Source organism: Pseudomonas sp. 58 R 3, from assembly GCF_900006605.1.
Lineage (GTDB): Bacteria > Pseudomonadota > Gammaproteobacteria > Pseudomonadales > Pseudomonadaceae > Aquipseudomonas > Aquipseudomonas salomonii.
In genome coordinates this window covers 11,476-33,946 of the sequence record NZ_CVTT01000040.1, presented here as the reverse complement: position 1 = coordinate 33,946, position 22,471 = coordinate 11,476, and the positions used below count along the sequence as shown (strand labels likewise).

Genomic DNA, 22,471 nt, shown 5'->3' with positions numbered 1-22,471 from the left:
GCCAGGCCATAAGCCTGGCAGCACGCGCCTGTCGCTGCCTTACTGCGATTTGCGCACCCGCAGATACCACTCGGAGAGCAGCCGTACCTGTTTGTCGGTGTAGCCGCGTTCGACCATGCGTGTAACAAAGTCGTTGTGTTTTTGCTGGTCCTCCTTGCTGGCCTTGGCGTTGAAGCTGATAACCGGCAGCAGGTCCTCGGTGTTGGAGAACATTTTCTTCTCGATGACCACCCGCAGTTTCTCGTAGCTGAGCCAGGTAGGGTTCTTGCCGTTGTTGTTGGCGCGGGCGCGCAGCACGAAGTTGACGATTTCGTTGCGGAAATCCTTCGGATTGCTGATGCCGGCCGGTTTTTCGATCTTCTCCAGTTCCTCGTTGAGGGCCACGCGGTTGAGGATCTCGCCGGTTTCCGGGTCGCGGTACTCCTGGTCCTGAATCCAGAAGTCGGCGTACAGCACGTAGCGGTCGAAGATGTTCTGGCCGTACTCGCTGTAGGACTCCAGGTACGCAGTCTGGATTTCCTTGCCGATGAACTCGATGTAGCGCGGCGCCAGGTATTCCTTGAGGAAGCGCAGGTAGCGTTCGCGGGTTTCAGCCTGGAATTGTTCCTGTTCGATCTGCTGTTCCAGCACATAGAGCAGGTGCACCGGGTTGGCGGCGATCTCGTGCGGGTCGAAGTTGAAGACTTTGGAGAGGATCTTGAATGCAAAGCGTGTCGACAGGCCGTTCATGCCCTCGTCCACGCCCGCCGTATCGCGGTACTCCTGGATCGACTTGGCTTTCGGATCGGTGTCCTTGAGGTTTTCGCCGTCATAGACGCGCATTTTGGAGTAGATGTTGGAGTTTTCCGGCTCCTTGAGGCGCGAGAGCACGGTGAACTGGGCGAGCATCTTCAGGGTGTCCGGCGCGCAATGCGCCTTGGCGAGGGAACTGTTGAAGAGCAGCTTGTCGTAGATCTTGATCTCATCGCTGACCCGCAGGCAGTACGGCACCTTGACGATGTAGATCCGGTCGATGAAGGCTTCGTTGTTCTTGTTGTTGCGGAAGGTGTGCCATTCCGATTCGTTGGAGTGGGCCAGCAGGATCCCGGTAAACGGAATCGCGCCCAAGCCTTCGGTACTGTTGTAGTTACCCTCTTGGGTGGCGGTGAGCAGTGGGTGCAGCACCTTGATCGGCGCCTTGAACATCTCCACGAATTCCATCAGGCCCTGGTTGGCCCGGCACAGTGCGCCCGAGTAGCTGTAGGCGTCGGCGTCGTTCTGTGGGAATTCTTCCAGTTTGCGGATATCGACCTTGCCTACCAGCGCCGAGATGTCCTGGTTGTTCTCGTCGCCTGGCTCGGTCTTGGCCACGCCGATCTGGTTGAGGATCGACGGGTAGAGTTTCACCACGCGGAACTGGCTGATGTCGCCGCCAAACTCCGACAGGCGCTTGGTGGCCCATGGCGACATGATGGTGTTGAGGTAGCGGCGTGGGATGCCGAAGTCTTCTTCGAGGATCGCGCCATCTTCCGTGGCGTTGAACAGCCCCAGAGGCGACTCGAACACCGGCGAGCCCTTGATCGCGTAGAAGGGCACCTTCTCGATCAGTTGTTTGAGCTTTTCCGCCAGGGACGACTTGCCGCCGCCGACCGGGCCGAGCAGGTAGAGGATCTGTTTCTTCTCTTCCAGGCCTTGGGCGGCATGCCGGAAGTAGGAGACGATCTGGTCGATGCATTCTTCCATGCCGTGGAAGTCTTCAAAGGCCGGGTAGCGGCGGATCACCTTGTTGGAGAATATTCGCGACAGGCGCGAATTGTTCGAGGTGTCTACCAGCTCCGGCTCACCAATCGCCAACAGCAGGCGTTCGGCGGCAGATGCGTAGGTGCTGCGGTCCTTTTTGCACAGCTCGAGATACTCCTGCAGGGTAAGTTCTTCCTGCTGGGTGGACTCAAAGCGTTGTTGGAAGTGGCTAAAGATACTCATGACGTCGTCACCTCGCTCGATACGTGGAGCCGACGCCGGATCAATCAGTCGATGCTGGCAGCCCTTGGCAATCGCCACTGGCTGTTTTCCCCCCAGAACACCCTGAAACGCTACCGATGACCCGCACGCCGGTGTACCGGCTCTCCCCTGATTCGGATGGCCTGCGCTTAAGGATAGTTCGGAATCCGGGAGGTCAAGGCGCGATGCGCAATTAGTTTGGCTGCGCCGTTCGTCAGAAACGGCGCAAGCCCAAGCGTCACGCGGGGTAGCGGGGTGTGAAAAAAATTATTGCGAATCGCCAGAGGCAATTTCTGCAGGATAGATCGTGCGCCACAGCTCAAAGCCGCCGTCCAGGCTATAGACGTCGGAGAAGCCCTGGCTGATCAGATAGGCCGCTGCGCTCTGGCTGGAATTGCCGTGGTAGCAGGCCACGATCACTGGCGCGTCGAGGTCGGCCGCGCGGATGAAGTCTTGGATGTTGTGGTTATCCAGGTGCTGCGCGCCACTGATGTGGCCTGCTGCATAGGTCGGCTGGTCGCGAATGTCGACCACCACGGCGCCTTGCTCGCGCAGGGCCTGGGCTTGTTCGGGAGGGATACGTTTTAATTCGCTCATGGCGGGCTCCTAGGGCTTGGCGCCCGGCAGTGTGACAGAAGGGGGAGGTTCGCACTGGCAGCTCAGGCGCTCGCCGGTGTCGATGTTCATCAGGGTCATGGCGCCGCCCCACACGCAACCGGTGTCGAGGGCGAACACGCCGGGTTCTTCGCATTTGCCTTCCAGGGCCGCCCAGTGACCGAAGATGATCTTCGTGTCACGGGTCTTGCGTTCCTTGTGGGCAAACCATGGCTTATAACCGGGCAGCGCAGTGTCGGCGCCTTCCTTGCTCTTGAGGTCCAGCTTGCCTTCGGCGGTGCAGAAGCGCATGCGTGTGAAGTAGTTGGTGATCACGCGCAGGCGGGCCACGCCGGTGAGGTCATTGTCCCACTTGACCGGCTCGTTGCCGTACATGCCGTCGAGGTAGGCGGTGTACAGGTTGTCATCGGCCAGGGCAATTTCGACTTCGGCGGCACACTTGAGGGCTTTCTTCAGTGTCCATTGGGGCGGGATGCCGGCATGCACCAAGGCCATGTTGCGGCCTTCGTCGTAATGCATGAGCTTTTGGCGGCGCAGCCAGTCCAGCAATTCAGTTCTGTCCGGCGCTTCCAGGATCTCGCGCAGGGTGTCGCCTTTTTTCAAGCGTTCGATGTTATTGCCGGCCGCCAGCAGGTGCAGGTCATGGTTGCCCAGCACGCACACCAATGAATCGCGCATCTTATAAAGAAAGCGCAGGGTCTCGAGGGACTCGGGGCCGCGATTGACCAGGTCGCCGACCAGCCACAAGCGGTCGCTCGTCGGGTTGAAGGCTACGCGCTCCAGCAGGCATTTGAGGGGTTCCAGGCAGCCTTGCAGGTCACCGACCGCGTACGTCGTCATCAGTGCAGGGCTCCGGGCACTGCGAGGCGAAACGGCGCGATGATGGCGTCGAACAGTTTTCCGTCGGTGGCTTTCATCTGATACGAGCCCTGCATGGTGCCGACCTTGGAGGTCATCACTGTGCCGCTGCTGTAGGTATGGCTGGCGCCGATGTCGATCAACGGCTGCTGACCAACCACGCCGGCACCACGCACTTCCTCGACCTGGCCGTCGCCATCGGTAATTACCCAGTGGCGCGACAGCAGTTTGGCCGGCACCTGCCCGTTGTTCTTCACCGTGATGGTGTAGGCAAAGGCATAACGGTTGTCTTCGGGGTGTGATTGGTCCGCCAGGAAGCGGGTGACGACGCTGACGTCGATCTGGTAGCGAGGATCGGACATGCAAGGGGCCTTAAGAGCAAAAGCGGAGGACAGCAGATGCGGATCAGTCTAGGCCATGAGCGGGGCACTAGGCCAGACATGTGTCGGGCAGCCGGCAAGCGTTATCGGTATAACGCAGCGCAAATGTGGGAGCGGGCTTGCTCGCGAAGGCGGTGCATCAGTTACACATTCGGTGACTGACGCTGCGCATTCGCGAGCAAGCCCGCTCCCACATTGGATTGCATCGAGTTCTTACAGCCTATTCCACTACGGGCGCGGGCTGGATCGCAAGCTGATCAGCCAGGCGCACAAATGCGGCCAGGTCCAGCTGCTCGGGGCGCAGGCCGCCGTCGACGCCGGCGGCTTCGATCTCGGCGTTGCTCAACAGCGCCTTGAGGGTGTTGCGCAGAGTCTTGCGGCGTTGGTTGAACGCTTCGCGTACCACGCGCTCCAGCAGCTTGTGGTCTTTGGCCGGGTGCGGCAGCACCGCGTGCGGCACCAGGCGCACGATGGCCGAGTCGACCTTCGGCGGCGGGTTAAAGGCGCCAGGGCCGACGTTGAACAGGTGCTCTACGCGGCAATGGTACTGAACCATGATCGACAGGCGGCCCCAATCACCACCGCCTGGGCCTGCGGCCAAACGCTCAACCACTTCCTTTTGCAGCATGAAGTGCATGTCGCGGATGATCCCGGCGTTGTTCAGCAGGTGAAAAATCAGCGGCGTGGAGATGTTGTACGGCAGGTTGCCGACCACGCGCAGGCTGTTGGGCGCGGCGTTGAGGCTGTTGAAGTCGAACTTCAGCGCGTCGCCCTGGTGCAGGTTGAAGTTGGGCATGCCGGCAAATTGCTGGTTGAGGATCGGGATCAGGTCCTTGTCCAGTTCAACCACGTCCAACTGGCCGCCGCTGTTGAGCAGGCCTTGGGTCAAGGCGCCCTGGCCCGGGCCGATTTCCAGCAAACGGTCTTCCGGCTTGGCATGGATGGAGCGCAGGATACGGTCGATCACGCCAGCGTCGTGCAGGAAGTTTTGACCGAAGCGCTTGCGCGCCCGGTGTTGGTAATGCTCAGTCATATACGGGTCTCGGCCATCTGATAGGCGGTTTCCAGGGCCACGTGCAGGCTGCCGGTATCGATCTTGCCGCTGCCCGCCAGGTCCAGGGCGGTGCCATGGTCGACAGAGGTGCGGATGATCGGCAGGCCCAGTGTCACGTTGACTGCGGCGCCGAAGCCTTTGTACTTCAGCACGGGCAGCCCCTGGTCATGGTACATCGCCAGCACTGCGTCGCAGTGCTCCAGATATTTGGGGGTAAACAGAGTGTCTGCAGGCAATGGGCCACGCAGGTCCATGCCTTCTTGGCGCAGGCGCTCTAATGTCGGTTCAATGATGTCGATTTCTTCATGGCCCAAATGACCGCCTTCACCGGCATGCGGGTTGAGCCCACACACCAGGATGCGCGGTTGGGCAATGCCGAACTTCTGTTGCAGGTCGGCGTGCAGGATGCGTGTGACGCGCTCTACACGCTCGGCAGTGATGGCATCGGCGATATCGCGCAACGGCAGGTGCGTGGTAACCAGCGCAACCCGCAGGCCGCGCGTGGCCAGCATCATCACGACTTGTTCGGTACGGGTCAGCTCGGCGAGGAATTCGGTATGGCCGGAAAAGGCAATGCCGGATTCGTTGATCACGCCTTTATGCACCGGGGCGGTGATCATGCCGGCGAAGTCGCCGTCGATGCAGCCTTGGCCGGCACGCGTCAGGGTTTGCAGTACAAATGCCGCGTTGGCCTTGTCCAGTTGCCCGGCTACCACCTTGGCTGCCAGCGGCGTGTTCCACACATACAGGCTGCCGGCCGGGGCGGGCAGGTCGGGCCAGTTGCCCGGCGCCACGTCCAGCAAGGTGACAGCCACACCCAGCTGCGCGGCCCGCTCAAGGAGCAGGTCGCGGCTGGTAATGGCAATCAGGGGGTGTGGCTGAGGGTGCGAGGCGAGCAGCAGGCACAGGTCTGGACCAATGCCGGCCGGCTCGCCGGGTGTTACCGCGAAACGCTGGGGTTTCACTGTGCTGCCTGGTCGGTGCCTGTTTGCTCGGCGCCTGGCAGCTTGTTCTCTACGTAGGCTTCGTCACGGATCTGACGCAACCAGGTTTGCAGCTCTTCGTCGTACTTGCGGTTACGCAGCACGGTCAGGGCTTGTTGCTCGCGGGCCTGGGTGGTGTTGTCGGTGGCGCGACGGCCAAGGACTTCCAGGACGTGCCAGCCATATTGAGTCTTGAACGGCTTGGAAAGAACGCCTTGCGGGGTCTTGGCCATGACTTCCTGGAACTCCGGCACCAGCGCTTTCGGGTCGATCCAGTTCAGGTCGCCACCGTTGAGGGCGGAACCCGGGTCTTCCGAGAAGCTCTTGGCCAGGGTGGCGAAGTCTTCACCGCCTTCGATGCGTTCATAGATCTTCTGGGCCAGCTCCTTGGTTTGCGCCTCGGTGCGGATTTCGCTTGGTTTGACCAGGATATGACGAACATGCACTTCGTCTTTCAGCGAGGTCTCGCCGCCGCGTTTGCCGAGCAACTTGAGGATGATGAAACCGCCTGGCGTACGCGCCGGCTGGGTGATGTCACCCACATTCATGGCGCTCAGCTCACGGTCGAACGGAGGTGGCAGTTGCGCGGCTTTACGCCAGCCCATGTCACCGCCGTCCAGGGCGTTGTCGCTGCCGGACATGGCGATGGCCGTCTGGGCAAAGTCAGCACCGGCTTTCAGGCGATCATAAATAGCCTGGGTTTTCGCCGCAGCGGCATTGAGCTGCTCGGAGCTGGCGCTGTCCGGGGTTGGAACCAGGATATTGGCCAGGTGCAGTTCTTCGGAGAGCTGCATCTTGCCCAAGTCCGAGGCCAGGAAGTTCTTCACTTCCTGCTCAGACACCTGAACCCGCTCCGCTACACGGCGCTGACGCACACGGCTGATGATCATTTCACGCTTGATCTGGTCACGGGCGTCTTCATAAGACAAACCGTCGTGGGCCAGGGCAGCCTTGAACTGGTCAATGCTCATGTTATTGCGCTGAGCGATGGTGCCGACGGCCTGGTTCAGTTCTTCGTCCGAAATACGGATGCCGGAGCGCTCGCCGATCTGCAGTTGCAGGTTTTCGACGATCAGGCGCTCAAGTACCTGTGGGTCCAGCACGCTGGTAGGCGGTACGCCGCCGCCACGTTTGGCGATGGTTTGCTGAACTTCCTTGACCCGTTGGTCGAGTTGGCTCTGCATGATCACGTCGTTATCGACGATGGCCACTACCTTGTCCAGCTGTTGAACCGCAGCGTGCGCCGATGCGGCCCCCAGGAACAGCGCGCCCAGCACTAGCGGGCGCAAGCAATCAGAAAGCTTGGTCTTCACGTTCACGATAACCTTCAATGCCTTTGTCGAGGAAGCTCTCTACCTTGGCGCCGGTCAGGCCGCCGAGTCCTTTGAGGACGATCTGGAAGAAGAGCCCGTGGTCACCCTTTTCGTTAAGCGGGGCGATCTGGCTGTATTCGTCGTTGGAAACCCAGTAACGGTTGATGACGCGCAGTTTCCAGCAGCAGTTGTCGTACTCGAAACCACCGAAGGCTTCCAGCGTACGGTTGCGGGCATAGTCATACTGCCAGCGGGTGATCAGGTTCCACTGCGGAATGATCGGCCACATCATCGAGAAGTCGTGTTGCTGGATTTTGTAGTAATCCTTCACGAAGTTCGCGTCGCCTGGTTGCCCGTAGTCACCACCGAACTGCCATTTGCCGGTCAGCTGGTTGTAGACCACTTGGTCGTTGCGATAGCGATAGCCGACGTTGATGATCTTGTTCGGGTTGTCTTCCGGCTGGTAGTGAAGCATTGCACTGCCGGAGCGGGTGCTATGTTCTTCGGTGTCCCAGTTGAAGTCGGCTGTGGCGCGCCAATCGCGGTTGTAGCGGTATTCGTATTCCAGGGCAACAGGCGACACGTCGGACTGTGCGTCGGAGCGGTCGGAAGCAAGGACGCCCGGCAATTGAACCTGGCGATCCTTGAAGTACACCGCCTGACCTACGGACACACGCTGACGTTCGAAGCCGTTGTCTTCAATCCAGCGGCTGGTCACGCCCAGGGACAGCTTGTTCTCATCGCCAATCCGGTCGGTGCCGCTGAAGCGGTTGTCGCGGAACAGCGAGGAGTAGCTGAACGAGTATTCACTGGTGTCGAATACCGGGATATCACTCTGGTCCTTGTTAGGCACATAGAGATAGAACGCGCGCGGTTCCAACGTCTGGCGATAGTCCTTGCCGAACCAGTTGGTATTGCGGTCGAAGTACAGGCCGCTGTCGATACTGGCGATTGGAATAGCGCGGTCCTGGGAGCTCTTGAAGTCGCCACCAGCATAAGGATTAGCCGCAGTCGATGCCGCTTGTTGCGCGATGATCTGGTTCTTACCGGTGCTGTCCAGGTCAAGATCGTACTTGGTGTACACATACTTGAGCTTCGGCGTAATAAAACCGTAGGTCCAGTTCATCGGGTAATCAACAGCCGGCGCGACGTTCAGTCGAGTACCGTTGGCACGGGTCAGGCCCGTAACAAAAGTATCGAGGCGAGGCGTAACCAGGTTGTTCTCATCGGTAAAGTTGCCGTTTTCCAGGTCACGATCAAACCGAACAGCTTCGGTTTCATAGGTGAAGTTCACACCACCTGGATGGTACGGCAGCATCCCGTTGAAGGTGATCTGCGGCAACCGGTTGTAGGGGGTGATCTGGGAAATCGTCGCGAGCTGGTAAGCCTGCAGGTTCAGGCGCGCCTGATAGGAGTCGCCGCGATAGGTCACGGAACCCTGTTGGTTGACAAAATCTCGAGGCTGGATGCCTTCCTGATAAGTCTTCAGGTCCTGGAAGAAGTAAGGGTCGCTGATGTTGGTGTAGTCGACCTGGGTCGATACTCGCGAATCCAGCCCGCCTTTGTGCTGCCAGTTGAGCATGTAACGGGTTTTTTCGTAATCAGTCTGATTCTTGCGCTCGTCGCTGTCGTCGTTCAGGTACGCGCCGCCGAACTGACCTTCGCTGGACTTGGTGAGGTAGCGGAATTCGCCCTCAACCATCATGCCGCGTTTGGTCATGTATTGCGGGTACAACGTGGCGTCGTAGTTTGGCGCCAGGTTGAAGTAGTACGGCGTGACCAGTGTGAAGCCGGTTTCGCTGCCGGTGCTGAAGCTTGGCGGCAGGAAGCCGGATTGACGACGGTCGTCGATCGGGAAGTAGATGTACGGGGTGTAGAGGATCGGGATGTTCTTGATCCGCAACGTCGCGTTGGTGGCCGTACCGAAACCGGTGGCCGGGTTCAACGTGATGTTGTTGCCCTTGAGCTGCCAGGCGTTGCTGTCCGGCTCGCAGGTGGTGTACGTACCGTCCTTGAGACGGATGATCGCGTTTTCGGCACGTTTGGCGTACAGCGCGTTACCGCGAACGCGCGACTTGTGCAGCACGTATTCGGCGTTGTCGATCTGGGCCGCACCGGTATCGAGCTGCACCTCGGCGTGGTCGCCGACGATCAGGGCGCCGTTGTCGCGCAGACGCACATCGCCGTTCAGCTCGCCACGGTTCTCGGCCTGGTACAGGTTGGCTTCCTGAGCCTCCAGCTGCATGCTGCCCTGGCGCATGACGACGTCACCGGCCAGGGTCGCAACCTGCTGTTCCTGCTCGTAACGAGACACCTTGGCACCGATGAAGGTCGGCGAATCGCTTTTGTCCGTCTTGTCGTTCATGCCAGGACGGGTCGGCTCGATATACGCGCCGGAGCAATACGGGCCGGTCTCAGCCAGTTGGGCTGCGGTCAGCTTGTCGCGAGGCACCCAGTCCAGGTGGCTGTAGTCGGCACTGCGCGAACGCAGGCCACGGCCCTTGGACTCGGTGACCAGGGTGGTCTTCGGCTCGGCCGCAGCGCTGCCGCCAGCATCGGCTTGCGCCGTGCTGCCAGCGGCGCTGACGGCTGCACCGTCGTGCACCGGGCGCGGTGGTAATGGGGCTGCGGCGGTTTTTGGCGCGCAATCCCAGGCACCCGAAGCAGAGACTGAGCAGTCATACTGTTCCGCGGCGACCACGAATGAGGTGGCGAAAGGTTGCATGGCCAGCAGACTGCCGGTTACCAGCAACGGAAATTTTCTACGAAACGCGGGGGATTTCAATGCCATCTTATTAGTCCGGGCTTCCTGCGTGCCATCTGCCCGCGGTTTGGGCCGCACGCCTCTCGATGGTCTGAAAAAGATGCGTGATAATAAAGCATGACCCGCTTGACGGCTAGCGCCGTCGGAGACCCTTGTAATGCCCGAGCAAGATCTACGTTTACAACAGCTGAAAGTTTGGCTGGATGAGCAGTTGCCGATCCTTTTCAACGCTCAGGACTGGGGTGTCGTACCTCCGGCCACATTGACCGCGGCCAGCAGCGACGCGAGTTTCAGGCGTTATTTCCGCTGGGAGGGCGGTGGTCGCACGTTCGTCGTCATGGACGCTCCACCGCCCCAGGAAAACTGCAAACCTTTCGTCGATATCGCTGATTTACTCGCGAAATCGGGAATAAATGTGCCAAAAATTTATGCAGAAGATTTGCCGCGCGGCTTTCTTTTGCTTAATGACCTGGGCAGAAAAACCTATCTGGACGTGATTGACGAACAAAACGCCGACGAATTGTTCGCCGATGCCATCGACGCATTGCTGGCTTTTCAGCAATTGCCGATGGACGCACCGCTGCCCAGCTATGACGTCGCCTTGTTGCGTCGTGAGCTGGAATTGTTTCCGCAGTGGTACGTGCGCCGGCATTTGGGTATCGAATTCGACACCCGGCAGCAGGCCTTATGGCAGCGCGTCAGCGATCACCTGATCGACAGTGCCCTGGCCCAGCCCAAAGTGCTGGTGCATCGCGACTATATGCCGCGCAACCTGATGATCAGCGAGCCGAACCCCGGCGTGCTGGATTTCCAGGACGCGGTCTACGGCCCGGTTACCTATGACATCACGTGTCTGTTCAAGGATGCGTTTCTCAGCTGGCCCAAGGCCCGCGTGCGCGAGTGGCAGCGCGGCTACTGGGCGCGTGCCGGCGCGTTGGGCATCCCGGTGCAGACCGATTTCGAGGAGTTCCTGCGGGCCAGCGACCTGATGGGTGTGCAGCGCCACCTCAAAGTCATCGGCATTTTTGCGCGCATCTGCCATCGCGACGGCAAGCCACGTTACCTGGCCGATGTGCCGCGTTTCTTTGCTTATATAGAAGCGGTATTGGCCGACCGGCCTGAGCTGGACGAGTTGGGTGAGTTGCTCGCCAGCCTGCGTGAACCGACCGAGGTGCGCGTATGAAGGCCATGATCCTGGCCGCCGGCAAAGGTGAGCGGATGCGTCCGCTCACGTTGCACACGCCCAAACCGCTGGTGGAGGCGGGCGGCAAGCGTTTGATCGAGTATCACCTGGAGGCGCTGGCCAGGGCCGGCTTCACCGATATCGTGATCAACCATGCCTGGCTCGGCCAGCAGATTGAAAGCTATCTGGGTGATGGTGCGCAGTTTGGCTTGCGCATTCAGTATTCAGCCGAGGGCGAGCCACTGGAAACCGGCGGCGGGATTTTCAAGGCTTTGCCGCTGCTGGGCGACGAGCCTTTCCTGTTGGTCAACGGCGATATCTGGACGGACTTCGATTTTGCCAGTCTGCACAACAAGGCGCTGGAAGGGCTTGCCCACTTGGTCATGGTCGACATGCCTGCCCATGCGCCAACGGGAGGCGACTTTTATTTGGACAACGGTCTGCTTCATGATGCCGCGCCCGGTGCCGATAACCTGACCTTCAGTGGCATATCAGTGCTCGACCCGCAGTTGTTCGCGGGCTGCAGCGCTGGTGCCTTCAAACTGGCGCCGCTGTTGCGGGAGGCCATGGCCAAAGGTCTGGTAACGGGAGAGCACATGACAGGACGCTGGATTGATGTCGGCACGCTGGAGCGTCTGGCGCAGGTTGAAACCTTGCTGACTGCGGGGCAATAAGATGTTGTGGCCAGGGACACTGATCGGTGCCGGGGCTGGCTTTGCCATTGCCAGTATTCCGGGGGCCTTGTTGGGCGCGTTACTGGGACAGGCACTGGATCGCCGTCTGCAGTTGCACAGTTGGGCGCAATTGCGCGAGCGCCTGGGCGGGCGCCCGGCATTGCGCAACGACGAATTGCTGTTTGTGTTGTTGGGGCGCCTGGCCAAGAGTAATGGCCGGGTGATGGCTGGGCATATCCAGCAAGCGCGTCAGGAAATGCGCTCACTGGACATGAGCGAACCGGCCCAGCGTCGGGCGATTACCGCGTTCAATCGTGGCAAGTCGGGATCCGACCGGGTGCGCAATTACCTGCGCGTACTCAAAACCCAACCCCATGCGGCAGAAGGTGTGTTGCGTGCATGCTGGCGCATGGCGTGGGCGGACGGCAGGGCCGATGACGCCGAACGCGACCTGATTGACCTGTGGGGCAAATGGCTGGGGTGGACGCCGCAACAACTGCAGGCGCTGGCGTCTGATTACGCCCCCGAACGCAAGCCATTGGCCAATCGTGGCGGGGCGTATCAGGAGGCGCTGCGGATTCTGGGGGTGACCTCCACCAGCGAACCGGCGGCGATCAAGCGCGCCTATCGCCGCCTGCTCAGCCGCCATCACCCGGACAAGATCGCCGGCACGGGAGCAAGCCTGGCGCAAGTGCGTGAGGCCACCGAACGTACCCGCGAGCTGCATAATGCTTATGCGTTGATTCGCGAACGGCGGGATTTCAGGTAGCCACCTCAATTTTTGGAAGTGACAACCCAATCAGTGTGGGAGCTGGCTGGATCAGTTTGAGCCCGGCTCCGGGCTCAGCCACCCACGAACCCGCCGATACAGCTGCTCTTGCTCAGCTGCACTGTTGCCCGGCAGAGTCTTGAGCGACACCTGTTTATAGCCATCATTCTTCCCCCGCTTGGCGGCCTGCATACGTTCCCGGGCGTTTTTGCGCTCTTGGGCGCCGTCCTGGTAATACACATCCGCCGTCGGCACTTTCAGCGCCGGCGCCAGTTTTTGCAGGTCCGGCTGCCTGGCCGCCGGCGTCTTGCCGGCCACCATCACCAACTTCTGCACTTGGGACGGCTGTTTCTCGCTCAGGTAGCGCGCGGCCCACCAGGCGCCGGTGCCGTGGCCGAGCAGCACCACGCTGCGCGCGCTTTGGGTTTGGGCAAAGGCAACGGCGGCGTCGATGCGATCAAAGATGCGCTTGGCGTCGGTCTTGTCCTGTTCATCAGCCCCCGGCACCACCGCCGGGTCAGTGCCTTCGGCTTCGGCGCTGGCGGCTTGTTCGATCGGTTTGGCGGCCGTGCTGCCGTCTTTGCTGCTGGTGTCGACCGCTGTTTTGGGCGACTCCATGACCCGAGGCGGCAAGGTGTCGAGGTTCACATCCGGCAACGACAGGCTCAGGGTGCCCCAGTCGGCATCGGGTAACTTGCGGCGCAGCGGCGCGATTGCTTGTGGCCAATCGGCGCTTTCTCCGGCGCCCGGCACAATAATCACCACACCTTCAGGCTCGGCGCTGTTGGCCGGTTTCCACAGGGCCAGGAATGAATCGCTGCCGGCCTGCAATTGTTGCTGTTCCTGTGCCGGCAGTTGACGCTCCAGGGCGCTGGCTTCTTCCTGGCTGCGCTCGGGCAGCGGTTGGCGTTCAGCCGGTTTTTCGGCGGTGGGCGCAGGCGTGTCGGCGGCTTGAACAGAAAAGGCGCTGGTAAATAGCAGCGATAGGCACAATGCTGGCAGTGCCGAACGGTGGGTAAAGGGCATCGTTAATTCCCGGCCGGAAGTGATTCCAGCAGCCTAATGGGTTGGTCAGTGTTTGTCAGTGATGTGAGACGTGGATCATGGGTTTTCGCTGTCTGCTGGTTATCGGCTGTGTGTGCTTTGCCTTGATGGCGAATGCCGCGCCTGCGCCTGTCGCGCCGCAGGCGCAGCTCGATGCTCAGCAGCGTGAGTGGCTGGCGCAGCACCCACAGTTGCGCGTGGGCGTGGTATTGCAAGCACCGTACGCCCAATACGACCGGCGCCTGCAGCGCTTGTCCGGGGCGAATGTCGAATTGATGCAATGGCTGGCCAAAGCACTGAATATCGACCTGACCTGGCGCAATTTCCCCAGCCAGGAGCAACTGGAAGCTGCCGTGCGCGATGGCGAGGTGGATATCGCCCCGGGCCTGCAGCAAACCCCGGCCGGCTTGCGTCTGTGGTTATTCAGCGACCCTTATATGCGCGTGCCTCAGCATATCGTCGGCATTCGCGAGGGCGGCGGCGCGGTGGAGCTGGAAAAGCTTGACGAGCTGTCCCGCGTCGCCGTGCGCATGCCCAGCGCTGTCGCCGATTACCTGCGCAGCAATTACCCCAACCTCAACCTGCAAGGCGTGCCCCTGGAGCGCCAGGCCCTGCAATTGTTGGTGAGCCAGCAGGCGCGTTATGCCGTGGTGGATGAGGCGCAATTGAGCCGATTGTCCGGCGAGGCGGAGTTTGCCGGGCTGGCGGTGGTCGGCGATATCGGCCTGCCGCAATTGCTGCGTGTGGCCACGCGCCGTGAGTGGCCGGAACTGGCGAGCATCATGCAAAGTGCCTTGCGCGCGATACCCGCCCGCGACCTCGACCAATTGCATAGCCGCTGGCTGCAACCCCAATACCCACGGCTGACGGAGTCGCCGGGCCTGTGGCAAAACCTCAGCCTGCTCTTGACGATGTTCCTGCTCGCCAGCCTCGCCGTGGTGGTTTGGCAGCGCCGTCACCAGCGAGTGCTGGAACACAGCTTACTGGCCGCCCGGGAAGAAAGCGCCGCGCGTGCGGCCGGTGCCGAAGCGTTGCAGCTGACGCAGTTCTCCATCGATCAAAGTACGGTCGGCATTCTTTGGGTCAATTGGGACAGCCACGTGCGTTACGCCAACCGCGCCGCCGAGACCATGCTGGGCTACGCCGCCGGCGCGCTGATCGAGCGACCGCTGATCGATTTTGACCCGACCTTGAATATGGACCGCTGGCTTGACGTGTGGAAGCGTGCGCGTGCCAGCGAAGAGGGCCCGCAGACCTTCGCCGCCGATTGCGTGCGCGCTGACGGCAGCATCCTGCCGGCGGATGTGTCGTTGAGCTTCCTGCGCTTTGCCGAGGGCGAATACCTGGTGGTTTATCTCAACGACGTCACCGAGCGCCGTCGTTACGTGGCCGCCTTGCAGCAAAGCGAAACACAGTTGCGCGAGCTGTCTGCCCACCTGGAAACCGTGCGCGAAGAGGAAAAGGCGCGTATCGCCCGTGAAGTGCATGACGAGTTGGGTCAGATGCTCACGGTGCTCAAGCTGGAGACGTCGATGTGCGAACTGGCCTATGCGCAATTGGACCCGGGCTTGACCGAGCGCCTGAACAGCATGAAACGCCTGATCGCCCAGTTGTTCCAGCTTGTCCGGGATGTGGCGACCGCGCTACGCCCACCGATTCTCGACGCCGGCATCGCCTCGGCGATTGAATGGCAAGCCCGCCGCTTCGAAGCGCGCACGCACATTCCCTGCCTGGTACAAGTCCCGGATAACCTGCCGGCCCTCAGCGATGCCAAGGCTATTGGCCTGTTCCGTATCCTGCAGGAGGCGCTGACCAATGTGATGCGTCATGCCCAGGCGCATACTGTCGAACTGACCCTGACGGTGGAAAGCGCCGACTTGCGGCTGACCATCAGTGATGACGGCGTCGGTTTCGTCGAGAACCCAGGCCGCCCGGTGTCCTTTGGCGTAGTCGGCATGCGTGAGCGGGTGCTGATGATGGGCGGGCAATTGAGCCTGCACAGCGAGCTGGGGGAGGGCACCACGTTGAGTGTCACGGTGCCGTTGGATGCATAACGATAGGAGCAAGCCCCTGTGATTCGCGTATTGGTAGCCGAAGACCACACCATTGTTCGTGAAGGCATCAAGCAATTGATTGGCCTGGCCAAAGACCTGCAGGTGGTCGGCGAGGCCAGCAATGGCGAGCAGTTGCTGGAGACCTTGCGCCATATCGCCTGCGAGGTGGTGTTGCTGGATATCTCGATGCCGGGCGTGAATGGCCTGGAAGCGATTGCGCGCATCCGTGCATTGAGTAACCCGCCCGCGATTCTGGTGCTGTCGATGCACGATGAAGCGCAAATGGCTGCCCGCGCCCTGAAAGTCGGGGCGGCGGGGTATGCCACCAAGGACAGTGACCCGGCGCTGTTACTGACGGCGATTCGCAAGGTGGCGGCGGGCGGGCGTTACATCGACCCGGACCTGGCGGACCGCATGGTCTTTGAGGTCGGCCTCACCGATACGCGGCCGTTGCATTCATTACTGTCGGAGCGCGAGTTCTCGGTGTTCGAGCGCCTGGCCCAGGGCGCCAACGTCAATGACATCGCCCAGCAACTGGCGCTGAGCAGCAAGACCATCAGCACTCACAAGGCGCGGTTGATGCAAAAGCTCAATATCACGTCACTGGCTGAATTGGTGAAGTACGCCATGGAACACAAACTCTTGTAACCCCCTCGATCGTTCCCACGCTCCGCGTGGTAACGCCTCTTGTGACGCTCTGCGTCACGCTTTAGGACGTAGAGCGTCCTGGGCTGCATTCCCACGCGGAGCGAGGGAACGATCAAGCCGGGCTCCTCCAGGTGCGCGTATCTGTTTACGACATAGGCTTTGCCGGCAGACGCTGACGATTGCCGCCGCACTGTTCTCTGCCCGCCATCGGTGTAGGGCAATCCCTACCCCCAACCTTCCATCCTGCTGATGTGATTCTCTCCTGGCTCCCGATTTCCGGGGGCTCGCGCCTGGACTACGCTTTGTGCCACAGCAGTCCAAAACAAAAGGTGCGGGTATGAGCGAGGTGGATTCAAATGATGTGCTGGTCAGCTTTCGTGGCGTGCAGAAGAGCTACGACGGCGAGAACCTGATCGTCAAAGACCTCAACCTGGAGATTCGCAAGGGCGAGTTCCTCACCCTGCTCGGGCCGTCCGGTTCGGGCAAGACCACCAGCCTGATGATGCTCGCCGGTTTCGAGACGCCGACCGCCGGGGAAATTTTGCTCGCCGGACGCGCTATCAACAATGTGCCGCCGCACAAGCGCGACATCGGCATGGTGTTCCAGAACTACGCGCTGTTCCCGCACATGACGGTGGCAGAGAACCTGGCATTCCCCTTGTCGGTGCGCGGCTTGAGCAAGACCGATATCAGCGAGCGGGTCAAACGCGTGCTGAGCATGGTCCAGCTGGATGCCTTCGCCCAGCGTTACCCGGCGCAACTCTCCGGCGGCCAGCAACAGCGCGTGGCCTTGGCCCGGGCGCTGGTGTTCGAACCGCAACTGGTGTTGATGGACGAGCCCCTCGGCGCTCTCGATAAACAACTGCGCGAACACATGCAGATGGAGATCAAGCACCTGCACCAGCGTCTCGGCGTGACCGTGGTGTACGTGACCCACGACCAGGGCGAAGCCTTGACCATGTCCGACCGCGTGGCGGTATTCCATCAGGGCGAGATCCAGCAGATCGCCGCGCCGCGCACCCTGTACGAAGAGCCAAAAAACACCTTCGTTGCCAACTTCATCGGCGAGAACAACCGACTCAATGGCCGCCTGCACAGCCACACCGGCGAGCGCTGTGTGGTGGAGTTGGCGCGCGGTGAAAAGGTTGAGGCACTGGCAGTGAATGTCGGCCAGCTCGGCGGCCCGGTGACCCTGTCAGTACGCCCGGAGCGCGTCAGCCTCAATGGCTCCAGTGAATCCTGCGTCAACCGCTTCTCTGGGCGGGTGGCGGAATTTATCTACCTGGGCGACCACGTGCGTGTGCGCCTGGAAGTCTGCGGCAAGGCCGATTTTTTTGTGAAACAACCGATCGCTGAGCTGGACACAGCGCTTGCGGTCGGCGACGTGGTACCGATTGGCTGGCAAGTCGAGCACGTTCGCGCACTCGACCCACTTCTAGAGGCGAATTAATCGCCCCATGGCTTCACCAACCCTGCACGTGGAGAGAACAACAATGTTGAGATCCCTTAAATATTCCGCCCTGGCCATCGGCTTGATGGGCGCGACACAGGTCATGGCAGGCCCGGACCTGACGGTCGTATCCTTCGGCGGCGCGAACAAGGCGGCTCAGGTCAAAGCCTTTTACGCACCGTGGGAAAGCGCGGGCAATGGCAAGATCGTTGCCGGTGAGTACAACGGCGAAATGGCCAAGGTCAAAGCCATGGTCGATACCAAGAGCGTGTCGTGGGACTTGGTGGAAGTGGAGTCGCCGGAACTGTCCCGTGGCTGTGACGAAGACATGTTCGAACCGCTCGACCCGAAACTGTTCGGCAACAGCGCCGATTATGTCAAAGGCGCGATTCAGCCCTGCGGTGTGGGCTTCTTTGTGTGGTCCACTGTGCTTGCGTACAACGCCGACAAGCTGACCACTGCACCGACCAGTTGGGCGGATTTCTGGGATACCAAGAAATTCCCAGGCAAGCGCGGCTTGCGCAAAGGCGCCAAGTACACCCTGGAATTCGCTTTGATGGCGGACGGCGTGGCCCCCAAAGACGTGTACAAAGTGCTGGCTGGCAAAGACGGCCAGGATCGCGCGTTCAAGAAACTCGACGAACTCAAACCGTCGATCCAGTGGTGGGAAGCCGGCGCACAACCGCCGCAGTACCTGGCCTCGGGTGATGTGGTCATGAGTTCGGCCTACAACGGCCGCATTGCTGCCGTGCAAAAAGAAAGCAACCTGAAAGTGGTGTGGAACGGCGGCATCTACGACTTTGACGCCTGGGCCATCCCTAAAGGCCTGGCCAAGGATCGCGCCGAAGCAGCGAAGAAGTTCATCGCTTTCTCGGTGCAGCCGCAACAGCAGAAGATCTACTCGGAAAACATCGCCTACGGCCCGGCCAATACCCAGGCCGTACCGTTGTTGGCCAAGGATGTGCTGAAAGACATGCCGACCACGCCGGAGAACATCGCCAACCAGGTGCAAATCGATGTGAGCTTCTGGGCGGATAACGGCGAGCAGCTCGAGCAGCGCTTCAATTCCTGGGCGGCCAAGTAACCAGCCACACCGCTAAATCCTTGTGCGAACCGGTAAGTGTGGGAGCGGGCTTGCTCGCGAATACGGTGGATCAGTCTCTTCATGTGCTGACTGTCACACCGCATTCGCGAGCAAGCCCGCTGCCACACAACCCCGCTCCCATTTGGGACCTGTTGTGTTGGGCAGAGCGCATTCATTTTTAAGTTCCGGAGTTTGCCATGGTTATCGCCATTCCCAGCCCCACCCTCAAGCAGCGCCTGGCGCGTGCCGAGCGGCTCAATCGCTGGAAGGCCCAGGCCTTGATTGCGCCGCTGGTGCTGTTTTTGCTGCTGGTGTTTCTGGTGCCGATTGTTGCGCTGCTCTACAAAAGCGTCGGCAACCCGGAAGTGGTGGGCGGTTTGCCGCGTACCGTGGTGGCGGTCAAGGCCTGGGACGGTCGCGGCCTGCCGGGTGAACCGGTGTATCAGGCGCTCAGCGAAGACCTGGGTGAAGCACGTAAAAACCAGACCCTGGGCGACTTGTCCAAACGCTTGAACATGGAGCTGGCCGGCTACCGCAGCCTGTTGACCAAAACCGCGCGGGCGCTGCCGTTTGCCGAAGCGCCCGGCTCTTATAAGGACGCGCTGGAAAGCCTCGATGAACGCTGGGGCGACCCGGCGTACTGGCAGGCGATCCGGCGTAATACCAGCAGCCTCACGCCGTACTACCTGCTGGCGGCCGTCGATCACCGTATCAATGACCTTGGCGAAGTGGCCCCGGCCACACCCGACCAGGCCATCTACCTGGACATCTTTGCCCGCACGTTCTGGATGGGCTTGGTGATTACCTTCATCTGCCTGCTGCTGGCCTATCCGTTGGCCTACTTGCTGGCCAACCTGCCGGCACGCAAAAGTAACCTGTTGATGATTCTGGTATTGCTGCCGTTCTGGACCTCAATCCTGGTAAGGGTGGCGGCATGGATTGTATTGCTGCAGTCCGGTGGGCTGATCAACAGCGCATTGATGGGCATGGGCCTGATCGATAAACCCATGGAGCTGGTGTTTAACCGCACCGGCGTTTACATCTCGATGGTGCACATTCTGTTGCCGTTCATGATTTTGCCGATCTACAGCGTGATGAAAGGCATCTCGCCCACGTATATGCGCGCGGCGATTTCCCTGGGGTGCCACCCGTTTGCCAGTTTTTGGCGCGTGTACTTCCCGCAGACCTACGCCGGCGTCGGCGCCGGTTGCCTGCTGGTGTTTATCCTGGCGATTGGTTACTACATCACCCCGGCGCTGCTCGGCAGCCCGAACGACCAGATGGTCAGCTACTTCGTCGCGTTCTACACCAACACCAGCATCAATTGGGGGATGGCCACGGCGTTGGGCGGCTTGCTGCTGCTGGCGACCGTCGTGCTGTACCTGATCTACAACCGTCTGGTCGGCGCCAGTCGCCTGCGCCTGAGCTGAGGAGAGTTGGCGATGCTGAGCCCTTATATGTCACCCGTGGAGCGCGTGTGGTTCTACAGCTTGCGGATCCTGTGTGGCTTGATCCTGCTGTTCCTGATCTTGCCGGTGCTGGTGATTATCCCGCTGTCGTTCAACAGCGGCAGTTTTCTGGTGTACCCGCTGCAAGGCTTCTCGTTGCACTGGTATCAAGACTTCTTCGCCTCCGCCGAGTGGATGCGTGCATTGAAGAACAGCATCATTGTGGCCCCGGCGGCCACGGTGCTGGCGATGGTGTTCGGGACGCTGGCGGCGATTGGCCTGACGCGCGGCAACTTCCCCGGCAAGGCGTTGGTCATGGCCCTGGTGATTTCGCCGATGGTGGTGCCTGTGGTGATCATTGGCGTGGCCAGCTATCTGTTCTTTGCGCCACTAGGGTTGGGCAACAGCTTCCTCTCGCTGATTGTGGTGCATGCCGTGCTGGGTGTGCCGTTTGTGATCATCACCGTGTCGGCAACATTGCAGGGCTTCAACCACAACCTGGTGCGGGCGGCGGCCAGCCTGGGCGCCTCGCCGTTGACCGCGTTTCGCCGTGTCACCTTGCCGTTGATCGCGCCGGGGGTGATCTCCGGGGCGCTGTTTGCCTTCTCGACGTCTTTCGATGAAGTGGTCGTGACGCTGTTTCTCGCCGGCCCCGAGCAAGCGACTTTGCCGCGCCAGATGTTCAGCGGCATCCGCGAAAATTTAAGCCCGACGATTGCTGCAGCGGCAACCTTGCTGATTGCGTTCTCGGTGCTGCTGTTACTGACCCTTGAGTGGCTGCGAGGCCGCAGCGAGAAACTGCGCACCGCGCAAGTCTAAAGCCAAGTGGAGATCAAACCTGTGGGAGCGAGCAAGCCCGCTCCCACACTGGATCTGTGCCCATTCAGTGCGTGAATGCTGGGCAACCTGAAATACCCGGCTATTCTTGTGCCAGCCCATCATTAATAAGAGGCCGCGCACATGAGTACTTCCTCATTCAAGATCGCCCACAAACTGCTGACCGGCGCTGGCGCGATCGAACAACTGGCCGCCGAGCTCACGCGCCTGGATGTGGATAACCCGCTGATCGTCACCGATGCCGCGCTGGTCAAGTCCGGCACCGTGGCGCTGGCGCTTGCACACCTGGGTGAGCGCACTTATGAGATTTTCGATCGCGTGCTGCCCGACCCGGAAATCGCCATCGTCGAGGACTGCATGCGCGTGTACCGCGAGGGCGGGCATGACGGCCTGATCGGCGTGGGCGGCGGCAGTGCCATCGACATTGCCAAGAGTGTTGCGGCCTATGCCGGTTACCACGGCGCGCTGGCGGACTTGTTCGGCGTCGACCAGGTGCCGCGCAAAGGCCCGCCGCTGATAGCGATCCCGACCACGGCCGGCACCGGTTCGGAGGTGACCAATGTGGCGATTCTCTCCGACAAGGCCGCACAACTGAAAAAAGGCATCGTCAGCGATTACTTATTGCCGGATGTTGCGCTGATCAGCCCGCAAATGACCCTGACCTGCCCGCGCAGTGTCACCGCCGCCAGTGGCGTGGATGCGCTGGTGCATGCCATCGAGTCCTACCTGTCGCTGAATGCCTCGCCGATCACCGACGCGCTGGCCATCGGCGCGATCAAGCTGATTGCCAATGCGCTGCCCAAGGCCTACGCCAACCCGGCCAACCTGCAGGCGCGCGATGATATGGCCACCGCCAGCCTGATGGCCGGCATGGCCTTCGGCAATGCCGGCGTCGGCGCAGTGCATGCCTTGGCGTACCCGCTGGGCGGGCGATTCAATATTGCTCACGGCGTGAGCAATGCGCTCTTGCTGCCTTACGTGATGCACTGGAACAAACTGGCCTGCGTGGAGCGCATGCAGGACATTGCCCAAGCCATGGGCGTGAATACCGCCGGGCTCAGCCTCAGCGACGCCGCCGACCAGGCGGTCGAGGCGATGACGCGGCTGTGTGCCGCCGTGGAAATCCCGGCAGGGCTGCGCAGCTTTGGTGTGCCGGAAGACGCGATCCCCGCCATGGCGACGGAAGCGGCGGGTATCGAGCGCCTGATGCGCAACAACCCGCGCAAGCTCAGCGCGGCGGATATCGAGAAAATCTACCGGGCGGCTTACTGACCATTGAGTTAGGTCACGGTGTGCTGGGTAAAGCATGAGGTATACAATGCGCGCCATCGTG

General features: G+C 60.8%; 19 protein-coding genes. 10 read left to right on the top strand and 9 right to left on the bottom strand.

What is annotated here, in order from left to right; all coding sequences use genetic code 11:
- Positions 1-39: 39 nt before the first annotated feature.
- The 8 genes from BFP92_RS10150 to BFP92_RS10115 all read right to left on the bottom strand — a co-directional run bounded on the left by BFP92_RS10150 (position 40) and on the right by BFP92_RS10115 (position 9,974).
- Positions 40-1,962: a PrkA family serine protein kinase gene (locus BFP92_RS10150; protein WP_026013778.1), complete on the bottom strand. Its 1,923-nt coding sequence runs from the start codon at positions 1,960-1,962 to the stop codon at positions 40-42.
- Between the two features lie 285 nt (positions 1,963-2,247).
- Positions 2,248-2,577 carry a thiosulfate sulfurtransferase GlpE gene (gene glpE, locus BFP92_RS10145; RefSeq protein WP_065929389.1) on the bottom strand — a complete coding sequence of 110 codons (330 nt, stop codon included), beginning with the start codon at positions 2,575-2,577 and terminating at the stop codon, positions 2,248-2,250.
- Between the two features lie 9 nt (positions 2,578-2,586).
- Positions 2,587-3,435, bottom strand: coding sequence for a symmetrical bis(5'-nucleosyl)-tetraphosphatase (locus BFP92_RS10140; protein ID WP_065929388.1), 849 nt, complete (start codon positions 3,433-3,435; stop codon positions 2,587-2,589).
- Complete coding sequence (apaG, locus tag BFP92_RS10135; RefSeq protein WP_065929387.1) at positions 3,435-3,815, bottom strand: Co2+/Mg2+ efflux protein ApaG; 381 nt, start codon at positions 3,813-3,815, stop codon at positions 3,435-3,437. Before apaG ends, BFP92_RS10140 begins: the two co-directional genes overlap by 1 nt.
- 238 nt (positions 3,816-4,053) lie before the next feature.
- The gene (gene rsmA, locus BFP92_RS10130; protein WP_065929386.1) at positions 4,054-4,866 is read right to left on the bottom strand and encodes a 16S rRNA (adenine(1518)-N(6)/adenine(1519)-N(6))-dimethyltransferase RsmA; all 813 of its coding nucleotides are present in this window, start codon (positions 4,864-4,866) and stop codon (positions 4,054-4,056) included.
- On the bottom strand, positions 4,863-5,852 hold the full coding sequence (gene pdxA, locus BFP92_RS10125) for a 4-hydroxythreonine-4-phosphate dehydrogenase PdxA (protein WP_065929385.1): 990 nt from the start codon (positions 5,850-5,852) through the stop codon (positions 4,863-4,865). The genes rsmA and pdxA overlap by 4 nt, the downstream gene beginning before the upstream one ends.
- Positions 5,849-7,183, bottom strand: coding sequence for a peptidylprolyl isomerase (locus BFP92_RS10120; RefSeq protein WP_065929486.1), 1,335 nt, complete (start codon positions 7,181-7,183; stop codon positions 5,849-5,851). Before BFP92_RS10120 ends, pdxA begins: the two co-directional genes overlap by 4 nt.
- Positions 7,164-9,974, bottom strand: a complete 2,811-nt coding sequence (locus BFP92_RS10115; RefSeq protein ID WP_065929384.1) for an LPS-assembly protein LptD — start codon at positions 9,972-9,974, stop codon at positions 7,164-7,166. The genes BFP92_RS10120 and BFP92_RS10115 overlap by 20 nt, the downstream gene beginning before the upstream one ends.
- A gap of 130 nt (positions 9,975-10,104) precedes the next feature.
- Between BFP92_RS10115 and BFP92_RS10110 the strand changes: the two genes are divergently transcribed.
- Genes BFP92_RS10110 through BFP92_RS10100 form a run of 3 tightly spaced genes read left to right on the top strand, consistent with a single transcriptional unit; the run spans position 10,105 to position 12,573 of the window.
- Positions 10,105-11,130, top strand: coding sequence for an aminoglycoside phosphotransferase family protein (locus BFP92_RS10110; protein WP_065929383.1), 1,026 nt, complete (start codon positions 10,105-10,107; stop codon positions 11,128-11,130).
- Positions 11,127-11,804 carry an N-acetylmuramate alpha-1-phosphate uridylyltransferase MurU gene (murU, locus tag BFP92_RS10105; RefSeq protein ID WP_065929382.1) on the top strand — a complete coding sequence of 226 codons (678 nt, stop codon included), beginning with the start codon at positions 11,127-11,129 and terminating at the stop codon, positions 11,802-11,804. Before BFP92_RS10110 ends, murU begins: the two co-directional genes overlap by 4 nt.
- 1 nt (position 11,805) lies before the next feature.
- The gene (locus tag BFP92_RS10100) at positions 11,806-12,573 is read left to right on the top strand and encodes a TerB family tellurite resistance protein (protein WP_065929381.1); all 768 of its coding nucleotides are present in this window, start codon (positions 11,806-11,808) and stop codon (positions 12,571-12,573) included.
- Between the two features lie 51 nt (positions 12,574-12,624).
- Here the strand turns inward: BFP92_RS10100 and BFP92_RS10095 are convergent, their stop codons facing one another.
- The gene (locus BFP92_RS10095) at positions 12,625-13,599 is read right to left on the bottom strand and encodes an alpha/beta hydrolase family protein (protein WP_065929380.1); all 975 of its coding nucleotides are present in this window, start codon (positions 13,597-13,599) and stop codon (positions 12,625-12,627) included.
- A 77-nt stretch (positions 13,600-13,676) separates the two neighbouring features.
- Here BFP92_RS10095 and BFP92_RS10090 point away from each other — a divergent pair, with 77 nt between their 5' ends.
- From BFP92_RS10090 to BFP92_RS10060, 7 genes are all read left to right on the top strand, one after another.
- A complete protein-coding gene (locus BFP92_RS10090) occupies positions 13,677-15,671 on the top strand; it encodes a PAS domain-containing sensor histidine kinase (RefSeq protein ID WP_065929379.1) in 1,995 nt (664 codons plus the stop codon).
- Between the two features lie 18 nt (positions 15,672-15,689).
- Positions 15,690-16,319, top strand: coding sequence for a response regulator (locus tag BFP92_RS10085; RefSeq protein ID WP_065929378.1), 630 nt, complete (start codon positions 15,690-15,692; stop codon positions 16,317-16,319).
- 337 nt (positions 16,320-16,656) lie between these two features.
- Positions 16,657-17,769 (top strand): ABC transporter ATP-binding protein, encoded by a 1,113-nt coding sequence (locus BFP92_RS10080; protein WP_065929377.1) that lies wholly within the window; start codon positions 16,657-16,659, stop codon positions 17,767-17,769.
- Between the two features lie 43 nt (positions 17,770-17,812).
- Positions 17,813-18,853: an ABC transporter substrate-binding protein gene (locus tag BFP92_RS10075; protein WP_065929376.1), complete on the top strand. Its 1,041-nt coding sequence runs from the start codon at positions 17,813-17,815 to the stop codon at positions 18,851-18,853.
- 197 nt (positions 18,854-19,050) lie between these two features.
- The gene (locus tag BFP92_RS10070; protein ID WP_065929375.1) at positions 19,051-20,283 is read left to right on the top strand and encodes an ABC transporter permease; all 1,233 of its coding nucleotides are present in this window, start codon (positions 19,051-19,053) and stop codon (positions 20,281-20,283) included.
- A 12-nt stretch (positions 20,284-20,295) separates the two neighbouring features.
- Positions 20,296-21,120 carry an ABC transporter permease gene (locus BFP92_RS10065; protein ID WP_017138075.1) on the top strand — a complete coding sequence of 275 codons (825 nt, stop codon included), beginning with the start codon at positions 20,296-20,298 and terminating at the stop codon, positions 21,118-21,120.
- 141 nt (positions 21,121-21,261) lie between these two features.
- Positions 21,262-22,410, top strand: coding sequence for an iron-containing alcohol dehydrogenase (locus tag BFP92_RS10060; RefSeq protein WP_065929374.1), 1,149 nt, complete (start codon positions 21,262-21,264; stop codon positions 22,408-22,410).
- The last annotated feature ends 61 nt before the right edge of the window (positions 22,411-22,471 follow it).

What these genes read in the sequence shown, in the direction of transcription:
- glpE (WP_065929389.1), bottom strand. Translation starts at nt 2,577, where the DNA reads ATGAGCGAATTAAAACGTATCCCTCCCGAACAAGCCCAGGCCCTGCGC.
- BFP92_RS10090 (WP_065929379.1), top strand. Translation starts at nt 13,677, where the DNA reads ATGGGTTTTCGCTGTCTGCTGGTTATCGGCTGTGTGTGCTTTGCCTTG.
- BFP92_RS10070 (WP_065929375.1), top strand. Translation starts at nt 19,051, where the DNA reads ATGGTTATCGCCATTCCCAGCCCCACCCTCAAGCAGCGCCTGGCGCGT.
- BFP92_RS10150 (WP_026013778.1), bottom strand. Translation starts at nt 1,962, where the DNA reads ATGAGTATCTTTAGCCACTTCCAACAACGCTTTGAGTCCACCCAGCAG.
- BFP92_RS10075 (WP_065929376.1), top strand. Translation starts at nt 17,813, where the DNA reads ATGTTGAGATCCCTTAAATATTCCGCCCTGGCCATCGGCTTGATGGGC.
- murU (WP_065929382.1), top strand. Translation starts at nt 11,127, where the DNA reads ATGAAGGCCATGATCCTGGCCGCCGGCAAAGGTGAGCGGATGCGTCCG.
- BFP92_RS10080 (WP_065929377.1), top strand. Translation starts at nt 16,657, where the DNA reads ATGAGCGAGGTGGATTCAAATGATGTGCTGGTCAGCTTTCGTGGCGTG.
- apaG (WP_065929387.1), bottom strand. Translation starts at nt 3,815, where the DNA reads ATGTCCGATCCTCGCTACCAGATCGACGTCAGCGTCGTCACCCGCTTC.
- BFP92_RS10115 (WP_065929384.1), bottom strand. Translation starts at nt 9,974, where the DNA reads ATGGCATTGAAATCCCCCGCGTTTCGTAGAAAATTTCCGTTGCTGGTA.
- BFP92_RS10140 (WP_065929388.1), bottom strand. Translation starts at nt 3,435, where the DNA reads ATGACGACGTACGCGGTCGGTGACCTGCAAGGCTGCCTGGAACCCCTC.
- BFP92_RS10110 (WP_065929383.1), top strand. Translation starts at nt 10,105, where the DNA reads ATGCCCGAGCAAGATCTACGTTTACAACAGCTGAAAGTTTGGCTGGAT.
- BFP92_RS10100 (WP_065929381.1), top strand. Translation starts at nt 11,806, where the DNA reads ATGTTGTGGCCAGGGACACTGATCGGTGCCGGGGCTGGCTTTGCCATT.
- BFP92_RS10095 (WP_065929380.1), bottom strand. Translation starts at nt 13,599, where the DNA reads ATGCCCTTTACCCACCGTTCGGCACTGCCAGCATTGTGCCTATCGCTG.
- BFP92_RS10065 (WP_017138075.1), top strand. Translation starts at nt 20,296, where the DNA reads ATGCTGAGCCCTTATATGTCACCCGTGGAGCGCGTGTGGTTCTACAGC.
- BFP92_RS10060 (WP_065929374.1), top strand. Translation starts at nt 21,262, where the DNA reads ATGAGTACTTCCTCATTCAAGATCGCCCACAAACTGCTGACCGGCGCT.
- rsmA (WP_065929386.1), bottom strand. Translation starts at nt 4,866, where the DNA reads ATGACTGAGCATTACCAACACCGGGCGCGCAAGCGCTTCGGTCAAAAC.